The organism is Staphylococcus lugdunensis (assembly GCF_001558775.1).
Classification (GTDB): Bacteria; Bacillota; Bacilli; order Staphylococcales; family Staphylococcaceae; genus Staphylococcus; species Staphylococcus lugdunensis.
In genome coordinates this window covers 1,692,248-1,715,904 of the sequence record NZ_CP014022.1, presented here as the reverse complement: position 1 = coordinate 1,715,904, position 23,657 = coordinate 1,692,248, and the positions used below count along the sequence as shown (strand labels likewise).

Below are 23,657 nucleotides of genomic sequence, written 5' to 3'. Positions count from 1 at the left end.
AGTTGAAACAGCTGTCTCAACCTATTATAATTGAAAATAATTCTCAATTAAATCTATTGGAGGTTGTTGTAAACATGTGTACAGGCTTTACTTTCCAATCACATAATAATGAAGTTATTCTAGGAAGAACAATGGATTATGACTGGCCTTTAACTGGACATCCTGCCGTCCAGCCACGTCATTATGAATGGAAATCACGTGTCGATTATCAAGGACAAACGCTTTATGGCTTTGTTGGTACTGGCAGCGACATGGAAGGATTTATTTTTGGTGATGGTATGAATGAACACGGATTAGCCATCTCCACTCAGTACAATCGTGATTATTGCAGTTATGCCTCTCAGTGCCGTGACGATGCTATGAACATTTCACAAAATGAAGTACTTACTTGGGTACTTGGCTACCATCAATCTATAGAAGAGTTATGTGCTCATGCGGATCAAGTTAACGTTGTAGCTGTAACTTTAAATGATATCAACGATGTACCACCATTACATTATCACGTTTCTGATGCTAGTGGTCGTACAGTCGAGTTAACATTTGACCAAGGACGTGTAGTCATTCATGACAATCCAATTGCTGTGTTGACGAATAATCCTGACTTAAATTGGCATTACGAAAATTTAAAAAACTATGTCGCAATCACACCTTATCGTCCTTCAGCCAAACAATTTAATGATGTCGAACTAACAACGCTTGGTAGTGAAGGTGGCACACGAGGTTTACCTGGCGGATTCACCTCTCCAGAGCGCTTTGTACGTGCAGCTTATCTTATACGTCATCTACAACCTTCTGATGACGATCATGCAGTTCTTGACGCCTTCAGAATTCTTGATGCTGTAAGCATTCCAAAAGGTGCCGTACGCTCACAAAATGACGATTTGCATTATACGTTATATCAAACCGTCTTTAATCTAACTTCACGCACGATGTTCGTCAAATATTATCAATCCAATCAGATTATTGAATTATCACTAACTGAATCCTTGCTTAACCAGTCGCACTTACAACTATTCGAACCAATATCTGGCATATCAACCACTAAGCTAAATTAAGCACACAGTTTTAGCATAAATATAAAAGAAGCACAAAGACGATTTTTAATGTCAAATCATCTTTGTGCTATTATTTTGTTATTGATATCCCAGCCAGAAATGATTTAAAATCAAATTTTAAGCTTTTACATTGCGCGGTATCAATACAAAGGCTGAAATAACACCTAAAATCATCACAATGGCACCCGCAATAAACGAAACCATAGCTGCCGTTTCAACTGTATAGAATTGCAAACATACAGTAAATATGGTCGTATTAAAGGCAATGCCGAATGCACCACCAAGCGTCGCACCCATTTTATAAAGTCCTGTAGCAAAGCTTACTTTGTGCTCTGGCATATTAAAAATCGCAATCGTCAATCCTGGCGTTGCAACTAAGCCATTGCCGATAGCACAAATCACGTAAGCAATTGTTACAATCGCAATATATAAATGTGTCGTTAATGATGTCATACTAATCAGCATAATACCTAATGTTGGGAATAATGGACCGGCGATTAACATACTTTTACCGCCATAGCGTTTAATCGCAAGTTCACCTAAACGAATCATCGCAATTGCCATAATCGTATAAGGTACTATTACCAAGCCTGTTTGCATTTCAGTCAATCCGAGTTGCTTTTGGGCATAAACATTAAAGACAACCGTTGTTCCTGTCCCTGTATTAACCACAAAATTATTAATTGTTGATCCTAAAAAAGCTCTGTTTTTGATAATTGAAAAATCGATGAATGGTACTTTTTGTCGTTTTTCATATAAATAAAAGATAATGAGCGCCATAATCATTACAACTACAAGTGTGATAGTAAATGTACCTATCCCATAGTTAAACCCTTGTGTCATTAATATCATTAACGCAGCAATAAACACCCCAAAAATGAACATACCAACATAATCAAATGGCTGATGATTACGTTCTGCACGAGGCACCTCTTGTTTATTCTTTAATATCCATAAAGCAACCACAGATAAAATAATAGATAAAACGAAAATACTTTGCCAATGTAAGTATTGTGATATTGTCCCACCAATATATGAAGCAAAACCAATCCCCCCAACAGTGGCAATCATCAAATAACTATATGCTTTACGTAACGTTTCCCCACTAAAACGATCCGTCACTAAGCCAATCGTAGACGGTAATAGTACCGCTGCAGATAAACCTTGAAATATACGACCAATAATCAGAAATGCTGTTAAATGGGTACTAATTAAACATATACAGCCAATAATACTTAACATCAGCCCCAATTTAGTCATTTTTAAGTTTCCAACTTTATCCGCAACATCACCTGCACCAACCATAAAAATTCCTGTGACAAACGCAACAATACTAATAGATAAGTTTAATGTCGTATCCACTGCTCCAAAAGTATGTTGTACGCTTGCACCTATATTAATAAATGACTGGGCAAACATCCAATATGTTAACACTGCCAAACATGCAGCGAGTACTAGACTTAAATCAAATTTATGGTCTTTGATAGACACATCATTCACTCCTTTAACATTCTAAGGTCAATTCCTATTGAGAATAATTATCAATTAACCATTCGTTATTATATCATGCTTCAGCTTGCAACACTATACGAATAATGACTTTTCTAATTAACGACTTCACCAAACAAATCGCATAGGTATTTTATTTACCGCTAAAATTTATTTTTTCAATTCTTTATTCATCATAAATGTAATTCATTTTATTTTTTAGTTATGCTAATATTAAGAAAATTGCAGTATATATATGCAATGATTATTTGTTAAGGAGGATTATTATGGAATGGCTTAAATTGATTGGGATATTAATTATTATTTTGGGATTTTTATTTAAGTTTGATACGATTGCGGTTATTCTTGTAGCTGCATTAATTACTGGTCTTGTATCTGGCTTAGATTTCACAGAGGTTTTGTCTATTCTAGGCAAGGCTTTCGTTGACAACCGTTTAGTTACACTCTTCATGTTGACATTGCCTATGGTTGGTTTGATTGAACGTTTTGGCTTAAAACAACAAGCTTCTAAACTAATCAGTAATGTGAAACGCGTCACCGCTGGAAGGCTACTTACACTCTATTTAATTATTCGAGAGATTGCAGGCATCGCATCCATTCGTGTTGGTGGGCACCCTCAATTTGTGCGTCCACTTATCAATCCTATGGTACAAGGTGCTTTACGTACACGTTATAATCTTACTGATGCTACGATTGATGCCAAAGATATTGAAAAGCTTAAAGCTGAAGCATCAGCAATGGAAAACTATGGGAACTTCTTCGGCCAAAATTTATTTGTTGGGGCTGCTGGGGTCTTGTTGATGGTTGGAACATTTAGCTCATTACATATTAAAGTAAACGCCATCGACTTAGTTCTTGCATCAATTCCAGTAGCAGTTATTACATTACTGCTTATATGGATTAAAAACATGATGTTAGATCGTTATTTCAATAAAAAATATGGTCGCAACGAGGTGAAAACACATGAGTCAAACAACAATTAACCACATTCTTGAATTTTTTTATATTTTAATTGGACTACAATTTTTATATACTGCTTATCGTGCTTTACGAGCTACTGATAAACAAAAACGAATTGGGACTGCACTATTTTGGACTATATTAGCTATACTTTTTATTGCTGGTCCTTATATTCCAAATGCACTTAATGGTGCGCTCGTATTATGTATGGGGGCATTAACACTCTTTAAACAAGTCCAAATTAAAAACATTATCGATGTCACTGAGAAAGAAGCTGAACGCGGATCTGACCGTTATGGTAATAAATTATTTATTCCTGCAGTGGCCTTAGCCGTTATTGCAGTTGTTGTTTCAAACTGGACGCCTTTAGGTGGTGCCATTGGCTTAGGTATTTCATCAGTACTCGGTTTAATCGCCGCTGTATGGATTATTAGACCAAAATTACACTACATCCTGTATGATAGCGATCGTTTGACACAACAAGTTGGTACTACAGGTATATTGCCGCAATTTTTAGCAGCATTAGGTGTTCTCTTTACTGCTAGTGGCGTAGGCCAAGTCATTTCTAAGGGTATTTCATCATTTTTACCTGAAGGCAATCATTTTATCGGTGCTATCGCTTATATCTTAGGTATGGTAATCTTCACTATATTGATGGGTAATGCTTTTGCAGCATTCACTGTCATTACTGCAAGTATTGGTATTCCTTTTGTCATTGCACAAGGTGGCGATCCAGTGATTGCAGGTGCCTTAGCGATGACTGGTGGATTTTGTGGAACTTTATTAACACCAATGGCTGCTAACTTTAACACGTTACCTGTCGCTTTGCTTGAAATGAAACATGAATTTGGCGTCATTAAAGCACAAGCACCAATTGCCATCGCGTTAATTATTGTTCATATTGCATTAATGTATTTCTGGGCATTCTAACTATAGACACGCATTCCGTAAAAATTTTAGGAGGTAATATATTTATGGACATACTCGTTACAGCATTTGATCCCTTTGGTGGAGAAAAAATTAACCCCGCATTAGAAGTCGTTAAACGTTTAGACACGAACATCGGTGCACATACTATTACTAAACTAGAAATACCGACAGTCTTTCATGAATCTAAAGATGTCATTGCACAGAAATTAGCACAACAACATTTTGATGCCGTATTAGCTATTGGACAAGCCGGTGGACGTTTTGAAATCACACCAGAACGTGTCGGTATTAATATCGATGATGCACGTATCGCTGATAACAAAGGTAATCAACCTATTGATGTAGCGATTCAGCCTGATGGTGCACCTGCATACTTCTCAAATTTGCCTGTTAAAACAATGACAGAAGCGATTAAAGCTGAAGGTATTCCAGCAAAATTATCAAACACTGCTGGCACGTTTGTCTGCAACCATGTCCTATATCAACTTGGTTATCTTGCTGATACACAATTTACAGATCTTTTATTTGGTTTTATTCATGTTCCTTTTATTCCTGAACAAGTAACAACTAAACCTGAAACACCTTCCATGTCAATAGACACGATGACAAAGGGCTTAACTGCTGCCATAAAAGTGATATCTTATGGTGATGACCAAAAAATCGCCTTAGGTGAGACACATTAAAATATAGTTATTACATTTGTAAAGCCACAAAATGCTTTAAACAACACATTTTGTGGCTTTCATTTACTTTGTGATACAATATGTAAACGTTTTACAAAAATGAAACGATAGTCGCTTCAACGTTAATACATATATGGATTAAAATAGATACCTCTAAACGTTGTGTTTTTAAAAAAGCTACAACTAAGATGATTCCTGAAATACCATAGACAATCCATTCTATAACATTAGATGGTCCATGAACTGCGGCAAAGGCAATGACTGAAACGATCCCCCCAACAATGGGAATTCGACGAAAAATCCCTTTAATTATGAAGGCACGAAAAATACACTCTTCTATAATTGGTCCTACAATCCCAATAGATAACAGTTGTAGTAACAATGGTACACCACTTAAATATGCATCTAATTCCTCTTGATTTGCTGTCGTAGAAATAAAAAACATTGCAATATAATCACATACAATGGATATAATGACACCAATAACAACATAAACAAGGTGCCGCTTGGTTAGCTTATTAAAATTAAAGACATGCAAATTGAATGCGTTCATTAAACCAAATATACCGACTAAAAAGGCTAGCGATAATAAATAATAGTAACCACTTTTTAAAAAAAGAAAATCTAATGATTCAGCTATAAACAATAATATGATAAACATGATACTTTGTAATAACAATTTCCAATAATGTTTCGTCGATAATTGGTATTGATGAAGCGGTTGATGTGTCTCTATCATAATATTTACCTCTCTGTCTTTTATTATGAAACTCATTGTATTACTGTCATATTTCTTCACTAATACGTATATTTCAAATACTTTATAAGCAAACTTTATCGTGCTTTTAACACAAGCACAAGTTCTTACGAAACAATTTAAGCTAATTTTAAGCATCCTTTTTTTTAAAATTCTTGTGAAGCACTATAACAACTTGTAGATGATGTCAATTATATGTTACATTACTCATGTAGATGCGCAATGTTGCATTGTTATGATTTCAAAATCAACATAAAAGGGTGGGTTTATAGTGAATGATTACCATACTTCAACAGAACAGCGCTACAACGAAACAAATAGCACGATAGAAAGCAGTACCAAAAATGTAAAACCTAGAGGTAATATCATCCTAAATATTTTGATCTTTATTGGCTGGATGCTTTTATCACAAATGGTGATCTTAATAATTTTTGGAATCCTCAAGTTGTCTTCTATATTTAATTCATTCAGCGGAGCAATACTTACATGCCTATTTATAGTTATAGCGACAATCATTACGTGGCTCATTAGACGTTATTACATACGCCATTCATATGAAGAACGTCAGAAATTTAAACTAAAAGATATCGGTATTAATATTGGTTGGGCAGTATTGTTACGTGTTTTGGCACTGGCTTTTAGTTATTTGCTACATATCACAACTGGATCGGGGCAAAGCGAAAATGACAAAATGCTATTAGGTGATGCGAATCATCAGATCTCAGATGCAAGTCAATTACCTCAAATTTTTCCATTTTTGATGTTTATACTAACAATTAGTATACTCACGCCGTATCTTGAAGAGCTCATTTATAGAGGTATTTTTAAGGAAACATTATTTAGTCGTGCAGCTTTCTGGTTGCCATTAATCTTGTCATCCTTGATCTTTGCTTTACAACATAGCGTAACTGACATTATTTCAATATTAATGTTTATGTTTATGGGAATTATTTTTTATCTTGCTTATTCACGACGCGGTAATGTTCGAGATAGCATGATGGTTCATATGATTCATAATAGTACTACTGGTATTATCCTGCTCATAGGCTACTTCTATGTCTTACTTCACTAGTCAGAAAAAGGCTATGACATAAAAAATAAACAGTTTCGCAGTATTAAAAAATGGCAATTTTCTTTGGATTTATATGAAAACTGCCATTTTTATATGCTTTTATTTTTATTCAATTAATTCAAGACAATACAACTAAAGCACGTGGCTACTCTGTTTAATTAATCATATGCCTTTGTTTTAATGCCTTTTGCTTTTAAGAACTTTTCAATTTTCTTCTGTTCTCTTCCATTGACAACGTCTCTATCCTCATTTAACTGTTTAATATCATCAAGTACAGATGCGTCATCTTTTTTAGAAAGTTCATAACTCTTCTTGTCTATTTTATTACTTGCTTTTGTATATTCACTTATTTTATTCGTGAACTTATCATAGCCACCCTTTGGTAACACGTTATTATGAATATAGCGCGCAAAATTTTGATCATTTTGATCAGTAAGTTGCATCAATTTAGCAAATTCATCTTGTTGTGATGTCGTTAACTTATCATCAGAATCTATGATATCCATATAGTAGAATTTTGCATCTGTCAACTCACGATCAGTATCTAAATAAAGCTGAATATCTTGCTTCATTGTCTTTTCAGAAATTGAATCATTTGTTGTTTGTTTATTGAAAATTTGAGTAGGTATTTTTTTCTTCGTCACACTATCATCGTCATCATCGTGATCGTCTTCTGTGTCACAAGCGACAATTATGAATGATAGCAAGCATAATGTTAATATAAGTACAAATTTTTTCATAATCAAACTCCTATTTTATCTATTGTCTTAATCTCCGCCTTAACATGACTAACACTACAATAACACTCACGTAACCCAAAATAGATATGATTGACGCTTCAAAACCAAATTCACCACCTGTAAGTGCAAAGTTATGACTGTCGAGTATGTATTGAAATACTTTATCATCAACTTGTTTCTCTGTGATATAAAAGACTTGACTGATGTTCCAGAAGAAATGCAATGTCGCACTTGCCCAAATACTACGGAAGACATAAGCAGTTAATCCAAACATAACACCTGCCAAAGAACCACCAACTAATAATTGAAGAAAGCTTCCTACATTTAACGCGCCATTAAGTACGTGAATTGCGCCAAAAAATATACTCGTAGTCAAAATGGCAACAACAATATTAGTCTTTTTCTCAATATAGCCCATCAATAGACCACGAAAAACAAGCTCTTCAACTATAGCACCGGCTACAGCCACTTGGAAAATATCCCAAAATAGCGAACGGAACAACGTATCCTGTGTCTTAAAATGTGAGATTTTAAATTCCCCAGGCACAAAAATCAAATAAAATAGTATAACGCTAAGCGGTAAAATGATACCAAGTATAACCGCTCTGATATCAAAATGTGGTGATACAATTCGATAATCTACGCGTCTTTGCTTTAGTCCCTTTTCTATCATTAACCGCACAAAAAAATAAATCACAATACAATAAATTAATGCACTGATGATTATACCTATCCCTAAAAATGGAATCATCTCATCAAAAATAGCTCCTAAGGCTTGTGCAACAATAATCATCAAAAATGCTAAAACAAACATCCCCAAAATCTTTATATAGTTCATTTATGTATTTTCCTTCCCTTAAATGACTATGATTACATTAACTTCAAATACAAATACATATTATCATATTTTTCAATAAACTAATAATTCTCTTAAACCATCATATATAACATCAACTATTTTCAGTTCACAAATTAGTTAAAAACCTATAATTCCTCATGTTTATGACTTTTTACACACTTCTATATGCAAAATTTCGATTGTAAACGTTTACTAAAATGCATGTAATATGTTACTATATATATGAATATTAAAACATTTGTTTATATTAAAAACATATGTTTATAAGGAGGTGCACAGATGAATAAAAATGAACAAGCAATTTTCAACTTGGTTAAAGAAAACCCTTATATTACACAACTTGAATTAGCTGAACGCATAGGATTATCACGACCGGCAGTTGCAAATATTATTTCCGGATTAATGCGCCAACGATACATACTTGGTAAGGCTTATGTCATAAATGAAGAAAGCCCGATTGTTTGCATTGGCGCGGCTAACGTCGATCGCAAATTCTATATTGATACACCCTTACAACCAAAAACATCTAATCCTGTTTCCTCCTCCAGATCCATCGGTGGTGTTGGTAGGAATATTGCAGAAAATTTAGGCCGTTTAGGAGAGAAAGTGACCTTTTTAACTGCAAGTGGTAATGATAGTGAATGGGATATGATTAATAGAATGTCTTCACCTTTCATGGATTTAAGCGCCATACAACCAATAGAAAATGCTAGCACAGGCTCATACACTGCTGTCATTAAAGATGGCGATATGGAATATGGCTTTGCTGATATGGAAATCTATGAACAGATTACACCTGATTTTTTAGCACGTTATGCACAAATTTTAACTAAAGCAAAGTGTCTCGTTGCTGATTTGAATTTACCTAAAAGCGCGCTAGAATTTCTTAGTGCTTTTGCCCAAAAGAATCATATTAAGTTTGTTATCGTGCCAGTTTCTTCACCTAAGATGGTACGCATGCCTCAATCCTTGCACGCCGTAGATTGGTTAATCATCAATCGTGATGAGAGTGAGACATATCTTAATATGTCAATTCGCAATATTTCTGACATGCAACGTGCTGCAGAAAAATGGGTTGAACTCGGCGTGTCTAATGTCATCATTACAAACGGTCTTGAACCACTTATTTTTAAAAATTGTCATACAGAACACATCGTACCTATTTCTCCAGCACAGCATTTTGTCGATGCGACTGGAGCTGGTGACTCCTTTACTAGTGCAGTGATTTATAGTTGGCTCAATGACTTCTCACTCCAAGATATTATTAAATCCGGCATGGTCAATTCTTTAAAAACGGTTGAAACAAATTATACCGTACGTCAAAACCTTGATAATGAACAACTTAAACGTGATATGGAGGAATATAATTATGAAGCAATATCTTGAATTTTCAAGCGAAGTAGCTGAAGCGAAAAAGCATAATCAACCGATCGTCGCTTTAGAATCAACAATCATTTCTCATGGTATGCCCTACCCTCAAAATATCGAAATGGCCAAAAATGTAGAGCAAATCATTCGTGACCATGGTGCTGTTCCAGCGACGATTGCTTTGATAAATGGAAAAATTAAAATCGGCTTAAACGAGGCAGATTTAGAAACACTCGCACATAGTGAAAATGTTGCTAAAGTTTCTCGTCGTGATTTACCAGAAATCATTGCTACTAAACGCATTGGTGCCACAACTGTAGCATCTACAATGATTTGTGCAGCATTAGCTGACATACCATTCTTTGTCACTGGTGGTATTGGTGGCGTGCATAAAGGTGCAGAAGAAACCATGGATATTTCTGCAGATTTAGATGAGTTTGCAAAAACAAATGTTAGCGTTATCTGTGCAGGCGCTAAATCAATATTAGATCTGCCAAAAACAATGGAATATTTAGAAACAAAAGGTGTGCCTGTTATTGGCTACCAAACAGACGAACTGCCCGCATTTTTCACTAGAGAAAGTGGCGTAGCATTGACAAGTCGTGCAGACACACCCGAAGAAATAGCACGTATTTTTAAAGCTAAACAAGATTTACATCTTGAAGGTGGTATGGTCATTGCTAATCCAGTTCCTGAAAAAGATGAACTACCTAAAGACTACATCGATGCAATCATTGATGATGCTGTCAAAGAAGCAAAAGTTCAAGGAATCCACGGGAAAGATTCTACACCATTCTTACTCAAAACAATTGTTGAAAAAACTGCAGGAAAAAGTTTACAAACAAATATTAAATTAGTTGAAAATAACGCTGTCGTTGGTGCTCAAATAGCGGTTGCTTTCAATCAACTGTAGGTGATAATCATGTCAATACTATTTGGGATGTTAGGTGTTGCTTTTGCTTTAATCGTAGCATTTATTTTTAGCTTTAATAGGAAAGCAATTGACTATAAAAAACCATTGATTATGTTAGTAATCCAAGTACTGCTTGTCTTATTTATGATGAACACCACGATAGGTTTACATATTCTGACCGCCATGGGAACCTTCTTTGAAGGGCTGATGAATATTAGTAAAGCTGGTATAGATTTTGTATTTGGAGACTTGCAAAATAAAGGTGGCTATAATTTCTTCTTAAATGTGTTATTGCCATTAGTGTTTATTTCAGTGCTCATTGGCATATTAAATTATTTCAAAATCTTGCCTTTCATTATTAAAGTTGTCGGTTATATTATCAATAAAATTACACGCATGGGAAAACTAGAAAGCTATATTGCTATTTCAACATCGATGTTAGGTCAACCTGAAGTTTACTTAACAGTTAAAGATATTATTCCAAAGCTGTCTAAAGAAAAGTTATACACGATTACAACTTCAGGGATGAGTGCAGTTAGTATGGCAATGCTAGGCTCTTATATGCAGATGATTGAACCAAAATACGTTGTAACTGCCGTTATGTTAAATATCTTCAGCGCATTAATTATCGCAAGTATCATCAATCCTTATCATTCTGATGACAAGGAAGTAGATTTAAATGTGATTGATACACAAGCAACAAACAAGAAGACGGTAAATGGTTCAACTAAAGCAAAGAAACCTGCATTCTTCCAAATGATTGGAGACAGCGCGATTGATGGTTTCAAGATTGCAGTAACGGTCGCCATCATGTTACTCGCATTTATCTCATTAATGAAAGGCATTACAATTGTCTTTGATCTGGTGGGTCTAGACTTCAAACAAATCATTGGTTATATTTTTGCGCCAATCGCTTTTATTATGGGTGTACCATGGGAAGAAGCGATTCGTGCTGGATCGATTATGGCTACTAAATTAATTACGAATGAGTTTGTTGCGATGATAGACTTCCAAAAGATAGCTTCATCTTTATCACCTAAAACACAAGGTATTATTTCGGTATACTTAGTCAGTTTCGCCAACTTTGGGACAGTTGGTATTATGGTGGGAGCCATCAAAGGAATTAGTAGTGAGCAAGGCAATAAAGTAGCGACATTTGCACTACGACTACTTTTAGGTGCAACTCTAGCTTCAATCGTGTCAGCAAGCCTTATCGGTTTGGTATTATAATGACATCATCCTCTACACTATCGTAGCTCTTAAATCCAATAAATATATATACGAACGTGGGACATAAATCCCAATATAATAGCACAAAGATGATTTAAAATTAAGAATCGTCTTTGTGCTTCTTTATATACTCCATACTTATATGTGTCTTTAACATTAACAAATATGATTAAGACGTACTTTTCTTGTGGATTTATACTAAAAAGGTCTGGACATTAAGTTCCTAAACAATGTAAAAAAGACAATTTCTATTAAAATTATTTGATAGAAATTGTCTTTTCTCTTATGTATTATAATATACAGCTCGTTATCATTTTAGGGGGATAAGATGTAGTCCCACGATAGTGTTTGAATTCATCAAATTCATTATCTGGGATTGTTTCAACAATTTCATTTACATATCGAGAAATATTATTTGTAGGAATAAGAATTGAAGTTTCCATTGGTAGTGTATAGTGTAAGTTGCGTCACATTATAATCTTTATACATAAGGTACCTCGTTAATTTAGTTTAGTGATATTTATTAAATGATACGAAAGTGCCTTATTTTTTTAAAGTATGTTGATGTAAAATTACATATAAATGCAACGTATTTTGGCGAGACTCTTGAGGAAACAGGACGAGCTGAAGACTACAGGCTGAAGCTGTCCCCTAAGAAAGCGAGCCAACAATACGAAGTATTGAATAAAAAGAAGCGCTCAGATGAGTTGAATTCAATTCATCTGAGCGCTGTTTTTCTGAGATGTATGTCCCAGACTGTTTTTATCTTTTATTAAACTACTGCTATAAAATTATTTATTTGCAACTTTAGATACATAGTTTGAAGGCTTGTCTTTATCATAAATAGTTAATCCTGTAATATCCTTTGCATATTTAGCTGGAACAACTAAACTGATAAGATATCCAAAAATAAAGGCTATCATAAATGATATAATTGATACATAAAATGGCGAATTGCCTCCACCTATGCCATTAAAGAAATACGCGAAGATTACACCTGAAATAAGTCCAACGAACACTCCAAATGTATTTGCACGCTTTGTAAAGATACCTACCGCAAAGATACCAGCAAGTGGTACACCAAAAAGACCTGTTACTAATAAGAAGAGATCCCATAAGTTATTTGAATCTGCTGCGATTAAATACATAGAGATACCATAACTAAGCAAGCCAGCTATAATAATGACGATACGTGCAAAATTAACTTCGTCCTTGTCACGTCCTTTACCAAAGAAACGATGTTTAATATCTTCTGATATACACGCTGAAATTGAATTCAAACTTGATGAAATTGTAGATTGCGCAGCTGCAAAAATTGCGGCAATCAATAGACCACCTACAAAAGGTGGCATTTCAGTTAAAATGAAATACGGTACAACTGAAGAGGTATTAAATCCCTTAGGTAAGCTATCTTGATGTTGATAAAATGAATACATCATTGTGCCCATACCATAGAAAATAGGTGCAGAAATAAGCGCTAATACACCGTTTGTCCACAATGACTTTTTCGTTTCTTCCATTGAATCTGAAGCTTGATAACGTTGAACAACATCTTGACTAGCTGTGTATTGATGTAAGTTATTAAAAATATTTCCCAGGAAAATAATAGGAATCGATGCTGCTGCAGAATTCCATTTCCAGTTATCTGCACTCATAATCTTTTTATTAGCAATCGCATCATGAATGATCGTGCCAAAACCACCTTTAATTTCAAAGGCGCCAATTAAAATAATCATTAAAGCGCCACCCAATAGGATTACACCTTGGATAAAGTCACTCCATACTACCCCTTCAAATCCACCTAAAAACGTATATAAAATACATAATATTCCTACTAAGCTCGCTACTAAAAATGGATTCATATCTGATACAGATGTAATGGCTAGTGTTGGTAAATAAATCACAATTGCAATACGTCCTAAATGGAAAATGACAAAAAGTAATGAGCCAATAACGCGAACACTTGGTCCAAAGCGCGCTTCTAAATATTCATATGCTGACGTGACTTTTAACTTTTTGAAAAATGGTACGTAGAATGCAATTAAAATAGGTATAATTGCTACAATTGCGATGTTTCCTGCAATATATGCCCAATCCGTTAAAAATGCTTTTTCGGGTGTAGACATAAATGTAATCGCACTTAACGTTGTTGCATAAATAGAAAAGCCAACTGCCCAAGACGGTAAACGACCGCTAGCCGTAAAGAAACTATCTGTGCTTTGACTGGCACGTTTAGTAAAATAAGCTCCTACAGCTAACATAATCAATAAATACAGTAGAACTGCGACCCAGTTCCAAAATCCAAATCCTATTTGCTGCATTCACAACACCTCTTAATTTTCAATATTTTGTTTTTACAAGTTGTATTTATTAATTAAGTTGTCTAATGTGGCACGATGCGCTTCATTGAATGGCGCAAATGGGCGTTTTGGCAAACCACCATCGATACCACGCGTTTTTAATATTTCTTTTAAAGTTGGATAAATACCCATCGCTAACACGTTTTGAATAATATCGTTTGTTTCATGTTGAATTTTATACGCTTCTGATACATTGCCTTGTTGCGCTAATTCAAAGATTTGACGCGCACGACGTCCATTTACGTTATATGTTGATCCTATCGCACCATCTACTCCGGATACCGTTGCTTGAACAAGCATTTCATCAAATCCCGATAATATTAATTTATTTGGAAAGGCTTTACGAATACGTTCTAGTAAGAAGAAATTAGGTGCTGTGTATTTCACACCAATCACTTTGTCATGATTAAAGAGTTCCCCAAATTGTTCAATACTAATATTGACACCAGTTAAGTCTGGAATCGCGTATATAATCATGTTATTTTGTGTTGCCTCGATAATGTCGAAATAATATTGTTTAATTTCTTCAAAGCTAAATGGATAGTAAAATGGCGTAACGGCTGATAATGCATCATAACCTAATTCTGTTGCATATTGTCCCAATTCAATTGCTTCATTTAAATCTAATGAACCTACTTGAGCAATTAGTTTTGCTTTATCGCCAACCGCTTCTTTTGCTAATCTGAAAATTTGTTTCTTTTGTTCTTTACTAATTAAAAAGTTTTCTCCTGAACTACCATTTACATATAAACCATCTAAACCTTCTGTTTCAATGGCATTGCGTGCAATTTGTTTTAGTCCCTCTTCTTTAACTTGTCCCTGTTCATCAAATGGAACAAGCAGCGCTGCAAATATGCCTTTCAAGTTGTTATCCATTGTTTATCACTCCAATTTCATTGTTATTCATTCAAAGTTTATTTAGATAATAAATAGACTTAACCATTAACCCAACTTTTACATTAAAATTGTAAACGCTTTCTAATAAGGTTACAATATGTTTTGAAACGTTTTAACATTTTTGTCTTAATTTTATGAAAAATATTTTCAAAACATTAAATATTGTTCTAACTACGAACAACTGTTTATATAATGTTAATTGATAAAGGAGGAATAATAGATGTATAAAATTGCGGTAGACATTGGTGGTACCAATATTAAAATTGCCGTATTTAATACGGACTTAGATATGCTGGCACATGAATCTATAAAAACACCTGATAATAAGAAAACGTTAATCATTGATACGGTTCATGACTTAATTGCTAAGTATATTCAACATTATCAGCTAAAACGTCCACATATTGGTATTTCAACGGCTGGTGTAGTTGACACTGAACGAAAAGCAATTATTTACGCTGGTCCTACAATTGCAAATTACAATGGTACTGATTTCCAACAACATTTGGGAGATTTGTCTAATCATATTACAGTACATAATGATGTTGATGCAGCGTTGTTAGGAGAACTTGTATTACATAAGTATCCAGAAAGCCATATTTTCTGTTTAACATTAGGCACTGGTATTGGAGGCGCGTTTTACACACAACAACATGGCTTATATACAGGGGCGCGTTATCACGCAAATGAAATTGGCTACTTACTTTACCGTTCAAGCGATGGTTTAACTTATGAGCAACGGGCTTCAACATCTGCTTTGAAAGCGTTAATTAAAGCATACGGCTTAGATGCAAACATCAGCGTTCCTGCACTTTTTGACCTTGCAGAAGCTGACGACAAGCAATCTGTCCAACTGCTTAATGATTGGGGAAATGCTGTTGCTGAGGGAATTGCGCAAATACAAATCATCTATGATCCAGATTTAATCTTAATTGGTGGTGGTATTTCCTCACAAGGTGACAGGCTTATTCAATATATCGAACCCCATATTCAGCACTATTTACCCCATGGCTACGGAGGCGCTCGACTTCAAACAACACGCACGAAAAACCATGCTGCTTTGTATGGTGCACTTGTTGAATGATAAAGGGAGCAGGACTACGAATTCATTATGAATTCTGTCCCGCTCCCTTATCAATTGGTTCTAGTAATGATGTACCAATCTTTAGCTTATAATCACTATTTACCTAATATTGTCTGTCGTGTATGCTGATAAAGTTGATTCATATGGGGATCGTTTAATAGGAGATAACTGACAATATCCATTAAAAAGAAAGTGGCAATTTGCGTATTAATAAATTGAGAATCATTAATTCGAGATTGATCCGTAGTAATCAGTACTAAGTCTGCCTTTTCAGTAATACTACTACCTTCATAATTCGTTATAACCGCAACATATGCGCCTTGATCATGTGCAATCGCTGCTGCTTCAATTAATTCTATCGTCTCTCCACTATTAGAAATAGCAACAAACATATCTTGCGCTGACAATAAGGACGCCGATATTTTCATCTGATGCGCATCTGTGGACACCATTCCTTTTAAGCCCATACGCATCGTTCGATAATAAAATTCGCTGGCTGTTAACCCAGAACTACCTAAACCAGCATAGTTAATTTGACGTCTTGTTTTTAAATTATGCGCAAAGCGTTTAATCTTTTCCTCAGAAATAAATTCCCCTGTCTGTTGTATAATACGTTGGTGATAACGGTGAATTTGTTGTACTAGTGGCGCATTTTCGACTATTTTTTCAGATTTTTCATGTTGTACACTAAATTTCATATCTTGAAAGTTATCATAGCCTAACTTATTACTAAAACGTGTAATAGTGGCCGGAGACGTACCAATGGCATAAGCAAGAGAATTAATAGTAGAAAAGCGATCATCTAATTCTTGTTCTTGAATAAATGTGACAATTTTGCGATCCATTTTTGTTAGTATGTGCCGACTACGTTGTACTCTATTATCAAATTTCATCATCCTCAGTCCTTTATTCGTATTAACTTGAGTGTAGACTATTTGAAAATCTTTTTCAAAAGTTAAATTTAAATTGATAAAAAATTTCTTAATGATATGATGATATTAACCAATCATTCTAGACCTATCTTTTACAAATTAAACAAAAGTAATTGGAGTGTTTAACATGTTACCACAAGGATTAATTGTTTCTTGCCAAGCTTTACCTGATGAACCATTACATTCATCATTTATTATGTCTAAGATGGCTTTAGCCGCTTATCAAGGAGGCGCAGTTGGCATCAGAGCCAACACTAAAGAAGATATACTCGCGATAAAGCGTGAAGTCAATTTACCAGTTATTGGTATTGTTAAACGAGATTATGCCAATTCGGATGTCTTTATTACCGCAACGTCTAAGGAAGTCGATGAATTGATCGCTAGTGGCTGTGACGTTATTGCGTTAGATGCGACGAAACAAACTCGACCAAAAGAAACGCTGTCAGAATTAGTTGACTATATTCGACAATATGCACCAAACGTAGAAATTATGGCAGATATTTCGACATTAGACGAAGCTCAGCAAGCAGATAAGTTAGGATTTGATTATATTGGCACAACATTAAGAGGCTATACCTCATATACTAAAGGCCATATTTTATACGAAAATGACTTTGCTTTTTTAAAGGATGTACTGAATTCAGTTTCAGCCAAAGTTATAGCTGAAGGCAATGTCATCACACCAGAAATGTATAAACAAGTGAGTGATTTAGGCGTTTATTGTACTGTCGTTGGCGGTGCAATCACTCGACCAAAACAAATTACCGAACGCTTTATTAAAGCGATAGCTGAAGATTAATTTACACATTTATTTTAAAATTGAATGTCACTGGAGGTGTTTCAAATATGAGAATTTTAAATCTTGGAGACCAGCAAACAGCTAGTCGCTACGTCGCTATAGAATTAATTAAATTACTCCAAGATAAACCTGACGCAATATTAGGTTTAGCAACAGGAGCTACGATGACAAGCGTTTATCCATATTTCACTGATTTATTAGATTTAAATCACATAGATGTCTCTCAAGTGCACACATTTAACCTCGATGAGTATGTTGGTTTAGACGCACATCATGAGCACAGTTATCATCACTATATGCATGAACGCTTATTTGACAACTATTCTGGCTGGAATAAAGCGTTCATCCATATCCCAAATGGTGCGGCAGACAATCTTGAAAGCGAAGCATTGCGCTATGAAACATTATTACAATCGGTTGGTCAACGTGATATTCAACTGTTAGGCATTGGTCAAAATGGGCACATTGGCTTTAATGAGCCAGGAACACCTTTTGATAGTCACACCCGCGTCGTTAATTTGACGACATCCACGATTCAAGCTAATAGTGTGCATTTCTCTAAGTTAGCAGATGTTCCTAAACAAGCCATATCTATGGGTCTAGATAACATCACACGCGCGAAACGTATTATACTATTAGCGTTTGGTGACAAGAAACATGATGCCCTACAAAGATTGATAGATGGACATATTACTGAAGATTTACCTGCGTCTATTTTACATCAACATGAACGTGTAGATGTGATTGTTGATAACGCGCTTTATCAATCATTAAACATTTAGTTGACCAAAATACACTAAATAACATACTATAAAAGCCATTCTGTGTAGTTAACGTTTCTACATAGAATGGCTTTATATTCCGGTTTGATATTTGACTTATTTATATTCAAATAATTTTAAGATAAATAGTGCTATTAAACTAATAAGAATACAGATACCACATGCTGATACAAAAATAATTTCAGTTTCTTGCCAGGCCATCTCAAAGACAACGCCTGCTTTAGTTATGATGCTATTAGAGATAAAGTTGACAATCGCCAAAGCAATAATCGCTAATGTTGCGGCTAATAACAGCATATTAAAGAAAAAGATAGCATTAGGAAATCTATAATTACTTTGCATATAATACGCCTCCTAAATTTATTTATTATGGTCTTAATTTATCTATTCCCCAAGTGAACGATATCGATGCATACAACCTGCTTTGATTGTTGTTAATACTTGAATATCATCATCAACAATAACTAAGTCAGCGTCTTTACCTACTGCTATACTACCCTTTTGATCATCAATTTTTAAAGCGATTGCCTGATTTAAACTGGCTACGCGCCACACTTGGTCTAGTCCTTGTCCAGTAAAGGTCATCACATTTTTCAGTCCATCATTCATTTTCAAAATACTTCCAGCTAAAGATCCTGATGCTAGACGCGCTTCTGACCCTTTAACGATAACATTTTGACCGCCTAGGTCGTATTCTCCATCAGACATGCCTTTAGCACGCATGGCATCAGTAATAAGATAGAAATGTTCATGTCCTTTGAGTTGATACGCAAGTTTAACCGCTGTTGGATGTGAATGAATACCATCAACAATCACTTCCGTATTTAATCCTGAATTGGTCCATGCTGCGCCGAAAACTCCTGGCTTGCGATGCTCAAAGCCTGTCGCTGCATTGTATAAGTGTGTAATATGTTTCGCACCACATGTGACTGCCTCATTCGTTTGATCAAAATCCGCAACAGTATGACCTATTGAGAAAATAATATCATGATGTAGTGCAGCTAATGTCTCTTGTGCACCTTCCACTTCCGGTGCAAAGGTGATCACTTTAATTAAACCTTGCGCACTTTGTTGAAATTGTTGAATTTTATCCACGGAAGGTCGTTGCACATATTGTGGATTTTGTGCACCCACTTTATGTTCTGAAATAAATGGCCCTTCTAAATGTATTCCCACAATTTCTGCTGCAGTTCCTTGTTGTTGTTCTTGATGATACTTAGCAATATTAGCTAAAGCTTTAATGATATTTTCATCAGACTGTGTCATTGTAGTTGCTAAGAAACTTGTCGTTCCTTCTGACAATAAATTTTCAGCTAAATGTTTTAATCCTTCATATGATGCATCCATGGCATCAGCACCATATCCCCCATGAATGTGAATATCAATAAATCCTGGTAGGACGTGCTGACCTTGTGCATCAACCGTTTCTAACATACCATCATATTCACCTGATGCGATTTGCTCAATACGTCCATCATTAATCACGACATATCCATGCTCAATCACTTGCTGTTCTGTGTAAATCTTCCCGTTAATTAGCGCATATTTAGACATACGATCCCTTCTTTTCTGTGTATAATGATTGTCTTATAACGCCTTTATTATATCATTTCAGACTCTGCTCTCCCATGCTTCTTGAAAAATGAAAAATCTTTTCATTATTAGATGTTTCACCATTGTCCATATATGATTGTGTTACTTTTCTCACCACAGCATTTGTATTTAAAATCCATAAATTTTTGAATTATTTTAAAACTTATGGTTATACTTTTAACGACAATAAATTTAAACAAAGGGATGACTAAACAGCTCCATGTCTGACAAAAGGAAGAAAAATAACAATTTTGTTTATGCATTTTCCGTACTTATCATTTTAATCATCACTGCAATTGCCGGCTTATTTCCAAAAGCATTTGGATCACGAGCACAAGCAATTTATAATTTTTTGACTAATTCGTTTGGCTGGCTATTTTTGCTAATTATCTTTATTCTCGACGTCTTTTTGATTTCCCTCGCTGTTTCACGTTATGGCCGCTTCAAGCTGGGAGATAATGATGAAGCGCCTGAATTTTCAACTATTTCATGGATTGGTATGCTATTTTCTGCTGGCTTAGGTGTTGGTATTGTCTTTTGGGGTGTAGCCGAACCATTGACGCACTATTTACATTCACCTTTTCCTGGGAAGATTACCAGTGAATCTGCATCATCTGCACGGCTAGCTATGGGATATACGTTCTTTCATTGGGGAATCTCTCAATGGTCTATATTTGCGATTGCCGGTTTAATAGTAGCATTCTTTCAATTTAGAAAAAAACGCAACGGACTCATTTCCACCGCAATGGAACCTGTCTTTGGTGAAGCTTATAAACGTCCATTTCGCAATATTATTGATATTTTAGCTATTATTGCCACTGTCATGGGTATTGCAACCTCAATTGGTCTTGGAATTTTACAGATTGGTGGCGGCCTTAACTATGTATTCCATATTCCAAATACAAATGTAACTAAGATAGGAATTACAATTTTAATGGTGTGTATCTTCTTAGGCTCTGCTTTAACCGGCTTAAATAGAGGCGTAAAATGGTTGAGCAATATCAACATTGGGTTAGGCGCACTGTTACTTAGCTTTATGCTTATATTTGGTGATTTAAAATTTATTGTAGAATCTTATACGCTTGCGATTGGCGATTATATCACGCATTTTGTTGAATATAGTCTCCGTATTAATCCGTATCAAGGGGATAATTCTTGGGTGCAAAAATGGACCGTCTTTTATTGGGCCTGGGTTATTTCTTGGTCCCCATTTATTGGTGGTTTCGTGGCTCGTGTTTCTCGTGGGCGCACAATCCGCGAATTTGTCGTAGGGGTTCTGCTCGTGCCACCTTTAATTTCATTTTCATGGATAGCTGGCTTTGGCGGGACAGCATTAAAAATAGCACTTGGCGGTGATCCGATTGCTAATGTAGTCGATAAAGATTATACTGTAGCATTATTTGAGTTACTGTCTAAGTTCCCGATTAGCGACATCACTAGTGCCCTAGCCATTACCTTAATCTTTATCTTCATCGTTACTAGTGCGGATTCCACCACACATATCGTTGCTAGCATGGCCACAGGTGGTGAAGAAAATCCAAAAGTTAAACATAAAGTTATTTGGGGTTTATTAATCGGTGCTATATCGGTTGCTATGACGATTGCCGGTGGTTTAACAAGTTTACAATCCGCAGCCGTCGTTACTGGTTTGCCTTTTTCTATTATTTTGCTGTTAATGATTTTTTCTTTAATGCGTGCATTACGCAGAGAGCATACGAAACACTTTGCCATGACATATATTAATGATGATAAAGATTACACGATTAGCTTAGAAGAACGTGAAGATCAACAAGATAAACAACATGATTCTACAAACAATATAAATAAAAAGAAATAGCATAAAGGGAGCAGAACTGAACTCATTATGAATTCCTAGTCCTGCCTCGGCAAGTTGACTTGGATTGAAAAAAGCTTGGTATAAGCATATTTTCAATCCAATCAACTACTGCCAATATATCGTTCATAGTCTCAAACTGGTCAATGTTGTTAGTATAGGTATTGATCTGCAAAAAAGGCTACAGTCGTCAAGATTGAATTAGATTTAGGCACTATATCTTGAATCTAATCTGATAAAGTGCATGATGTCGCTACAAGCACCATAGCAATGGCTATTGAAAATGCGATATCTAATAATTGGATTTGTTGTGGCTGCCAATAAGCTTGTTATGTTTCAGGTGTTGCCTCAGCACCATAATCTGATTTAAATATTCGAAGTACCCATGGCAGCCCATCTAATGATGCCATAATAGCCTCCCACGTATCATCTTTCACAATCAATGTCGCTATCTTAACAGAAAACAATTATCGTTGTTGCCCTCAAACATCCACTAATTCTTATTGTTCATTGTAAATCTTCATATTTTTAAACACTCAAAAAAAGAAACTGATTATTTCTCTCCCCAAAAAAGTCTTTTTTATGCGATAATTATATATAAGATTAATTTTAGATAGAAATTGGAGTGACGAAGATGTCCGCAGATATATTAACTACTGATGTATTACAAGCGCGTCTAAATTTGATGCCTCAAATACACGATGAATTGGAAGCACAAATTAAAGAACAACTGCAAGGTCAAAATCGTAAAGATATCGCTCATATTAAAGAAGCAACAATCGTTTTAATTAAGTTACATATTACAAAAATGATTAAAAATCAAGCACGTTATGGTGAAACAAGTACTAATGATGATCACTTACACTTTATCGAAGGCCGTCATGCCTACCAACTATTTTATGCATTAGATAGTTCAATGCATGTAGAAGAATTAGAATTATCAGAAGACTTATTGGCTAAATATGATGCTGATATCGAGCGATTATTAAATGTGCGTGGACAATTGACACCATTTATTAACGTAGCTATCGAAACATTCGATTCTTTTTCTGAAGATTTAGATCTCACTATTGAATATCTTTTCAAAACATATCCTGACATTTTAACAATGGTACAAGATAAGGAGTTTAGATTGCATAAATTTGATTCACTCATTGAAGAGGCTTTTAAACAATTAGCCACTACACATCAATACGGTGACTTTGGCACAGCGATGGCTCAAGCATCAATTGTAGATACACCATAACAATATAGGGAGCGGGACTACGAATTCACAACGAATTCTGCCCCGCTCCTTATT

22 protein-coding genes and 1 pseudogene are annotated in these 23,657 nt (G+C 35.2%); 13 read left to right on the top strand and 10 right to left on the bottom strand.

The window, feature by feature from the left end; translation table 11 throughout:
- The first annotated feature begins 74 nt into the window (after nucleotides 1-74).
- Complete coding sequence (locus AL499_RS08070; RefSeq protein ID WP_002492511.1) at nucleotides 75-1,055, top strand: choloylglycine hydrolase family protein; 981 nt, start codon at nucleotides 75-77, stop codon at nucleotides 1,053-1,055.
- Nucleotides 1,056-1,172: 117 nt separating this feature from the next.
- On the opposite strand, the gene AL499_RS08065 is transcribed toward AL499_RS08070, so the two are convergent.
- Nucleotides 1,173-2,546: an MFS transporter gene (locus AL499_RS08065; protein WP_002492370.1), complete on the bottom strand. Its 1,374-nt coding sequence runs from the start codon at nucleotides 2,544-2,546 to the stop codon at nucleotides 1,173-1,175.
- 284 nt (nucleotides 2,547-2,830) lie between these two features.
- Here AL499_RS08065 and AL499_RS08060 point away from each other — a divergent pair, with 284 nt between their 5' ends.
- Genes AL499_RS08060 through pcp form a run of 3 tightly spaced genes read left to right on the top strand, consistent with a single transcriptional unit; the run spans nucleotide 2,831 to nucleotide 5,137 of the window.
- Nucleotides 2,831-3,547, top strand: a complete 717-nt coding sequence (locus tag AL499_RS08060) for a DUF969 domain-containing protein (protein ID WP_002460682.1) — start codon at nucleotides 2,831-2,833, stop codon at nucleotides 3,545-3,547.
- Nucleotides 3,528-4,454 (top strand): DUF979 domain-containing protein, encoded by a 927-nt coding sequence (locus tag AL499_RS08055; RefSeq protein ID WP_002460683.1) that lies wholly within the window; start codon nucleotides 3,528-3,530, stop codon nucleotides 4,452-4,454. The genes AL499_RS08060 and AL499_RS08055 overlap by 20 nt, the downstream gene beginning before the upstream one ends.
- A gap of 44 nt (nucleotides 4,455-4,498) precedes the next feature.
- Nucleotides 4,499-5,137, top strand: a complete 639-nt coding sequence (pcp, locus tag AL499_RS08050; RefSeq protein WP_002460684.1) for a pyroglutamyl-peptidase I — start codon at nucleotides 4,499-4,501, stop codon at nucleotides 5,135-5,137.
- Between the two features lie 91 nt (nucleotides 5,138-5,228).
- On the opposite strand, the gene AL499_RS08045 is transcribed toward pcp, so the two are convergent.
- A complete protein-coding gene (locus tag AL499_RS08045; RefSeq protein ID WP_002492411.1) occupies nucleotides 5,229-5,876 on the bottom strand; it encodes a CPBP family intramembrane glutamic endopeptidase in 648 nt (215 codons plus the stop codon).
- Between the two features lie 289 nt (nucleotides 5,877-6,165).
- Here AL499_RS08045 and AL499_RS08040 point away from each other — a divergent pair, with 289 nt between their 5' ends.
- Nucleotides 6,166-6,966, top strand: a complete 801-nt coding sequence (locus tag AL499_RS08040; RefSeq protein ID WP_002479005.1) for a CPBP family intramembrane glutamic endopeptidase — start codon at nucleotides 6,166-6,168, stop codon at nucleotides 6,964-6,966.
- A gap of 158 nt (nucleotides 6,967-7,124) precedes the next feature.
- Here the strand turns inward: AL499_RS08040 and AL499_RS08035 are convergent, their stop codons facing one another.
- The gene (locus AL499_RS08035; protein WP_002460688.1) at nucleotides 7,125-7,706 is read right to left on the bottom strand and encodes an NDxxF motif lipoprotein; all 582 of its coding nucleotides are present in this window, start codon (nucleotides 7,704-7,706) and stop codon (nucleotides 7,125-7,127) included.
- A gap of 19 nt (nucleotides 7,707-7,725) precedes the next feature.
- Complete coding sequence (locus AL499_RS08030; RefSeq protein ID WP_002460689.1) at nucleotides 7,726-8,544, bottom strand: CPBP family intramembrane glutamic endopeptidase; 819 nt, start codon at nucleotides 8,542-8,544, stop codon at nucleotides 7,726-7,728.
- 300 nt (nucleotides 8,545-8,844) lie between these two features.
- Here AL499_RS08030 and AL499_RS08025 point away from each other — a divergent pair, with 300 nt between their 5' ends.
- From AL499_RS08025 to AL499_RS08015, 3 genes are read left to right on the top strand one after another with little or no spacing between them, the layout of a single operon-like run.
- Complete coding sequence (locus AL499_RS08025; protein WP_002460690.1) at nucleotides 8,845-9,951, top strand: carbohydrate kinase; 1,107 nt, start codon at nucleotides 8,845-8,847, stop codon at nucleotides 9,949-9,951.
- Complete coding sequence (locus AL499_RS08020) at nucleotides 9,935-10,846, top strand: pseudouridine-5'-phosphate glycosidase (protein ID WP_002492513.1); 912 nt, start codon at nucleotides 9,935-9,937, stop codon at nucleotides 10,844-10,846. Before AL499_RS08025 ends, AL499_RS08020 begins: the two co-directional genes overlap by 17 nt.
- A 9-nt stretch (nucleotides 10,847-10,855) precedes the next feature.
- Nucleotides 10,856-12,076 carry a NupC/NupG family nucleoside CNT transporter gene (locus tag AL499_RS08015; RefSeq protein ID WP_002492421.1) on the top strand — a complete coding sequence of 407 codons (1,221 nt, stop codon included), beginning with the start codon at nucleotides 10,856-10,858 and terminating at the stop codon, nucleotides 12,074-12,076.
- 293 nt (nucleotides 12,077-12,369) lie between these two features.
- Here AL499_RS08015 and AL499_RS12545 read toward each other — a convergent pair.
- From AL499_RS12545 to AL499_RS08005, 3 genes and pseudogenes are all read right to left on the bottom strand, one after another.
- A pseudogene (locus tag AL499_RS12545) lies at nucleotides 12,370-12,565 on the bottom strand (IS5/IS1182 family transposase); the annotation flags it as partial.
- A 302-nt stretch (nucleotides 12,566-12,867) separates the two neighbouring features.
- A complete protein-coding gene (locus AL499_RS08010; protein ID WP_002479010.1) occupies nucleotides 12,868-14,397 on the bottom strand; it encodes a sodium:solute symporter family protein in 1,530 nt (509 codons plus the stop codon).
- Nucleotides 14,398-14,430: 33 nt separating this feature from the next.
- Nucleotides 14,431-15,312, bottom strand: coding sequence for an N-acetylneuraminate lyase (locus tag AL499_RS08005; protein WP_002460695.1), 882 nt, complete (start codon nucleotides 15,310-15,312; stop codon nucleotides 14,431-14,433).
- Between the two features lie 241 nt (nucleotides 15,313-15,553).
- Between AL499_RS08005 and AL499_RS08000 the strand changes: the two genes are divergently transcribed.
- Nucleotides 15,554-16,417, top strand: a complete 864-nt coding sequence (locus tag AL499_RS08000; protein ID WP_002492389.1) for an ROK family protein — start codon at nucleotides 15,554-15,556, stop codon at nucleotides 16,415-16,417.
- Between the two features lie 95 nt (nucleotides 16,418-16,512).
- Here AL499_RS08000 and AL499_RS07995 read toward each other — a convergent pair whose 3' ends face one another.
- On the bottom strand, nucleotides 16,513-17,310 hold the full coding sequence (locus AL499_RS07995) for a MurR/RpiR family transcriptional regulator (protein WP_002479011.1): 798 nt from the start codon (nucleotides 17,308-17,310) through the stop codon (nucleotides 16,513-16,515).
- A 166-nt stretch (nucleotides 17,311-17,476) separates the two neighbouring features.
- On the opposite strand from AL499_RS07995, the gene AL499_RS07990 reads away from it, so the two are divergent.
- Both AL499_RS07990 and nagB read left to right on the top strand, forming a co-directional pair.
- Nucleotides 17,477-18,148 (top strand): N-acetylmannosamine-6-phosphate 2-epimerase, encoded by a 672-nt coding sequence (locus AL499_RS07990; RefSeq protein ID WP_037540728.1) that lies wholly within the window; start codon nucleotides 17,477-17,479, stop codon nucleotides 18,146-18,148.
- A 47-nt stretch (nucleotides 18,149-18,195) separates the two neighbouring features.
- Nucleotides 18,196-18,930: a glucosamine-6-phosphate deaminase gene (gene nagB, locus AL499_RS07985; RefSeq protein WP_002460700.1), complete on the top strand. Its 735-nt coding sequence runs from the start codon at nucleotides 18,196-18,198 to the stop codon at nucleotides 18,928-18,930.
- Between the two features lie 96 nt (nucleotides 18,931-19,026).
- On the opposite strand, the gene AL499_RS07980 is transcribed toward nagB, so the two are convergent.
- Nucleotides 19,027-19,272, bottom strand: coding sequence for a hypothetical protein (locus AL499_RS07980; protein ID WP_002460701.1), 246 nt, complete (start codon nucleotides 19,270-19,272; stop codon nucleotides 19,027-19,029).
- Nucleotides 19,273-19,314: 42 nt separating this feature from the next.
- Nucleotides 19,315-20,484, bottom strand: a complete 1,170-nt coding sequence (gene nagA, locus AL499_RS07975) for an N-acetylglucosamine-6-phosphate deacetylase (RefSeq protein WP_002492447.1) — start codon at nucleotides 20,482-20,484, stop codon at nucleotides 19,315-19,317.
- Between the two features lie 259 nt (nucleotides 20,485-20,743).
- On the opposite strand from nagA, the gene AL499_RS07970 reads away from it, so the two are divergent.
- Together AL499_RS07970 and AL499_RS07965 are read left to right on the top strand one after the other, a co-directional pair.
- Complete coding sequence (locus tag AL499_RS07970) at nucleotides 20,744-22,360, top strand: BCCT family transporter (RefSeq protein WP_002492551.1); 1,617 nt, start codon at nucleotides 20,744-20,746, stop codon at nucleotides 22,358-22,360.
- A gap of 631 nt (nucleotides 22,361-22,991) precedes the next feature.
- Nucleotides 22,992-23,603 carry a hypothetical protein gene (locus tag AL499_RS07965; protein WP_002492490.1) on the top strand — a complete coding sequence of 204 codons (612 nt, stop codon included), beginning with the start codon at nucleotides 22,992-22,994 and terminating at the stop codon, nucleotides 23,601-23,603.
- Nucleotides 23,604-23,657: the final 54 nt, after the last annotated feature.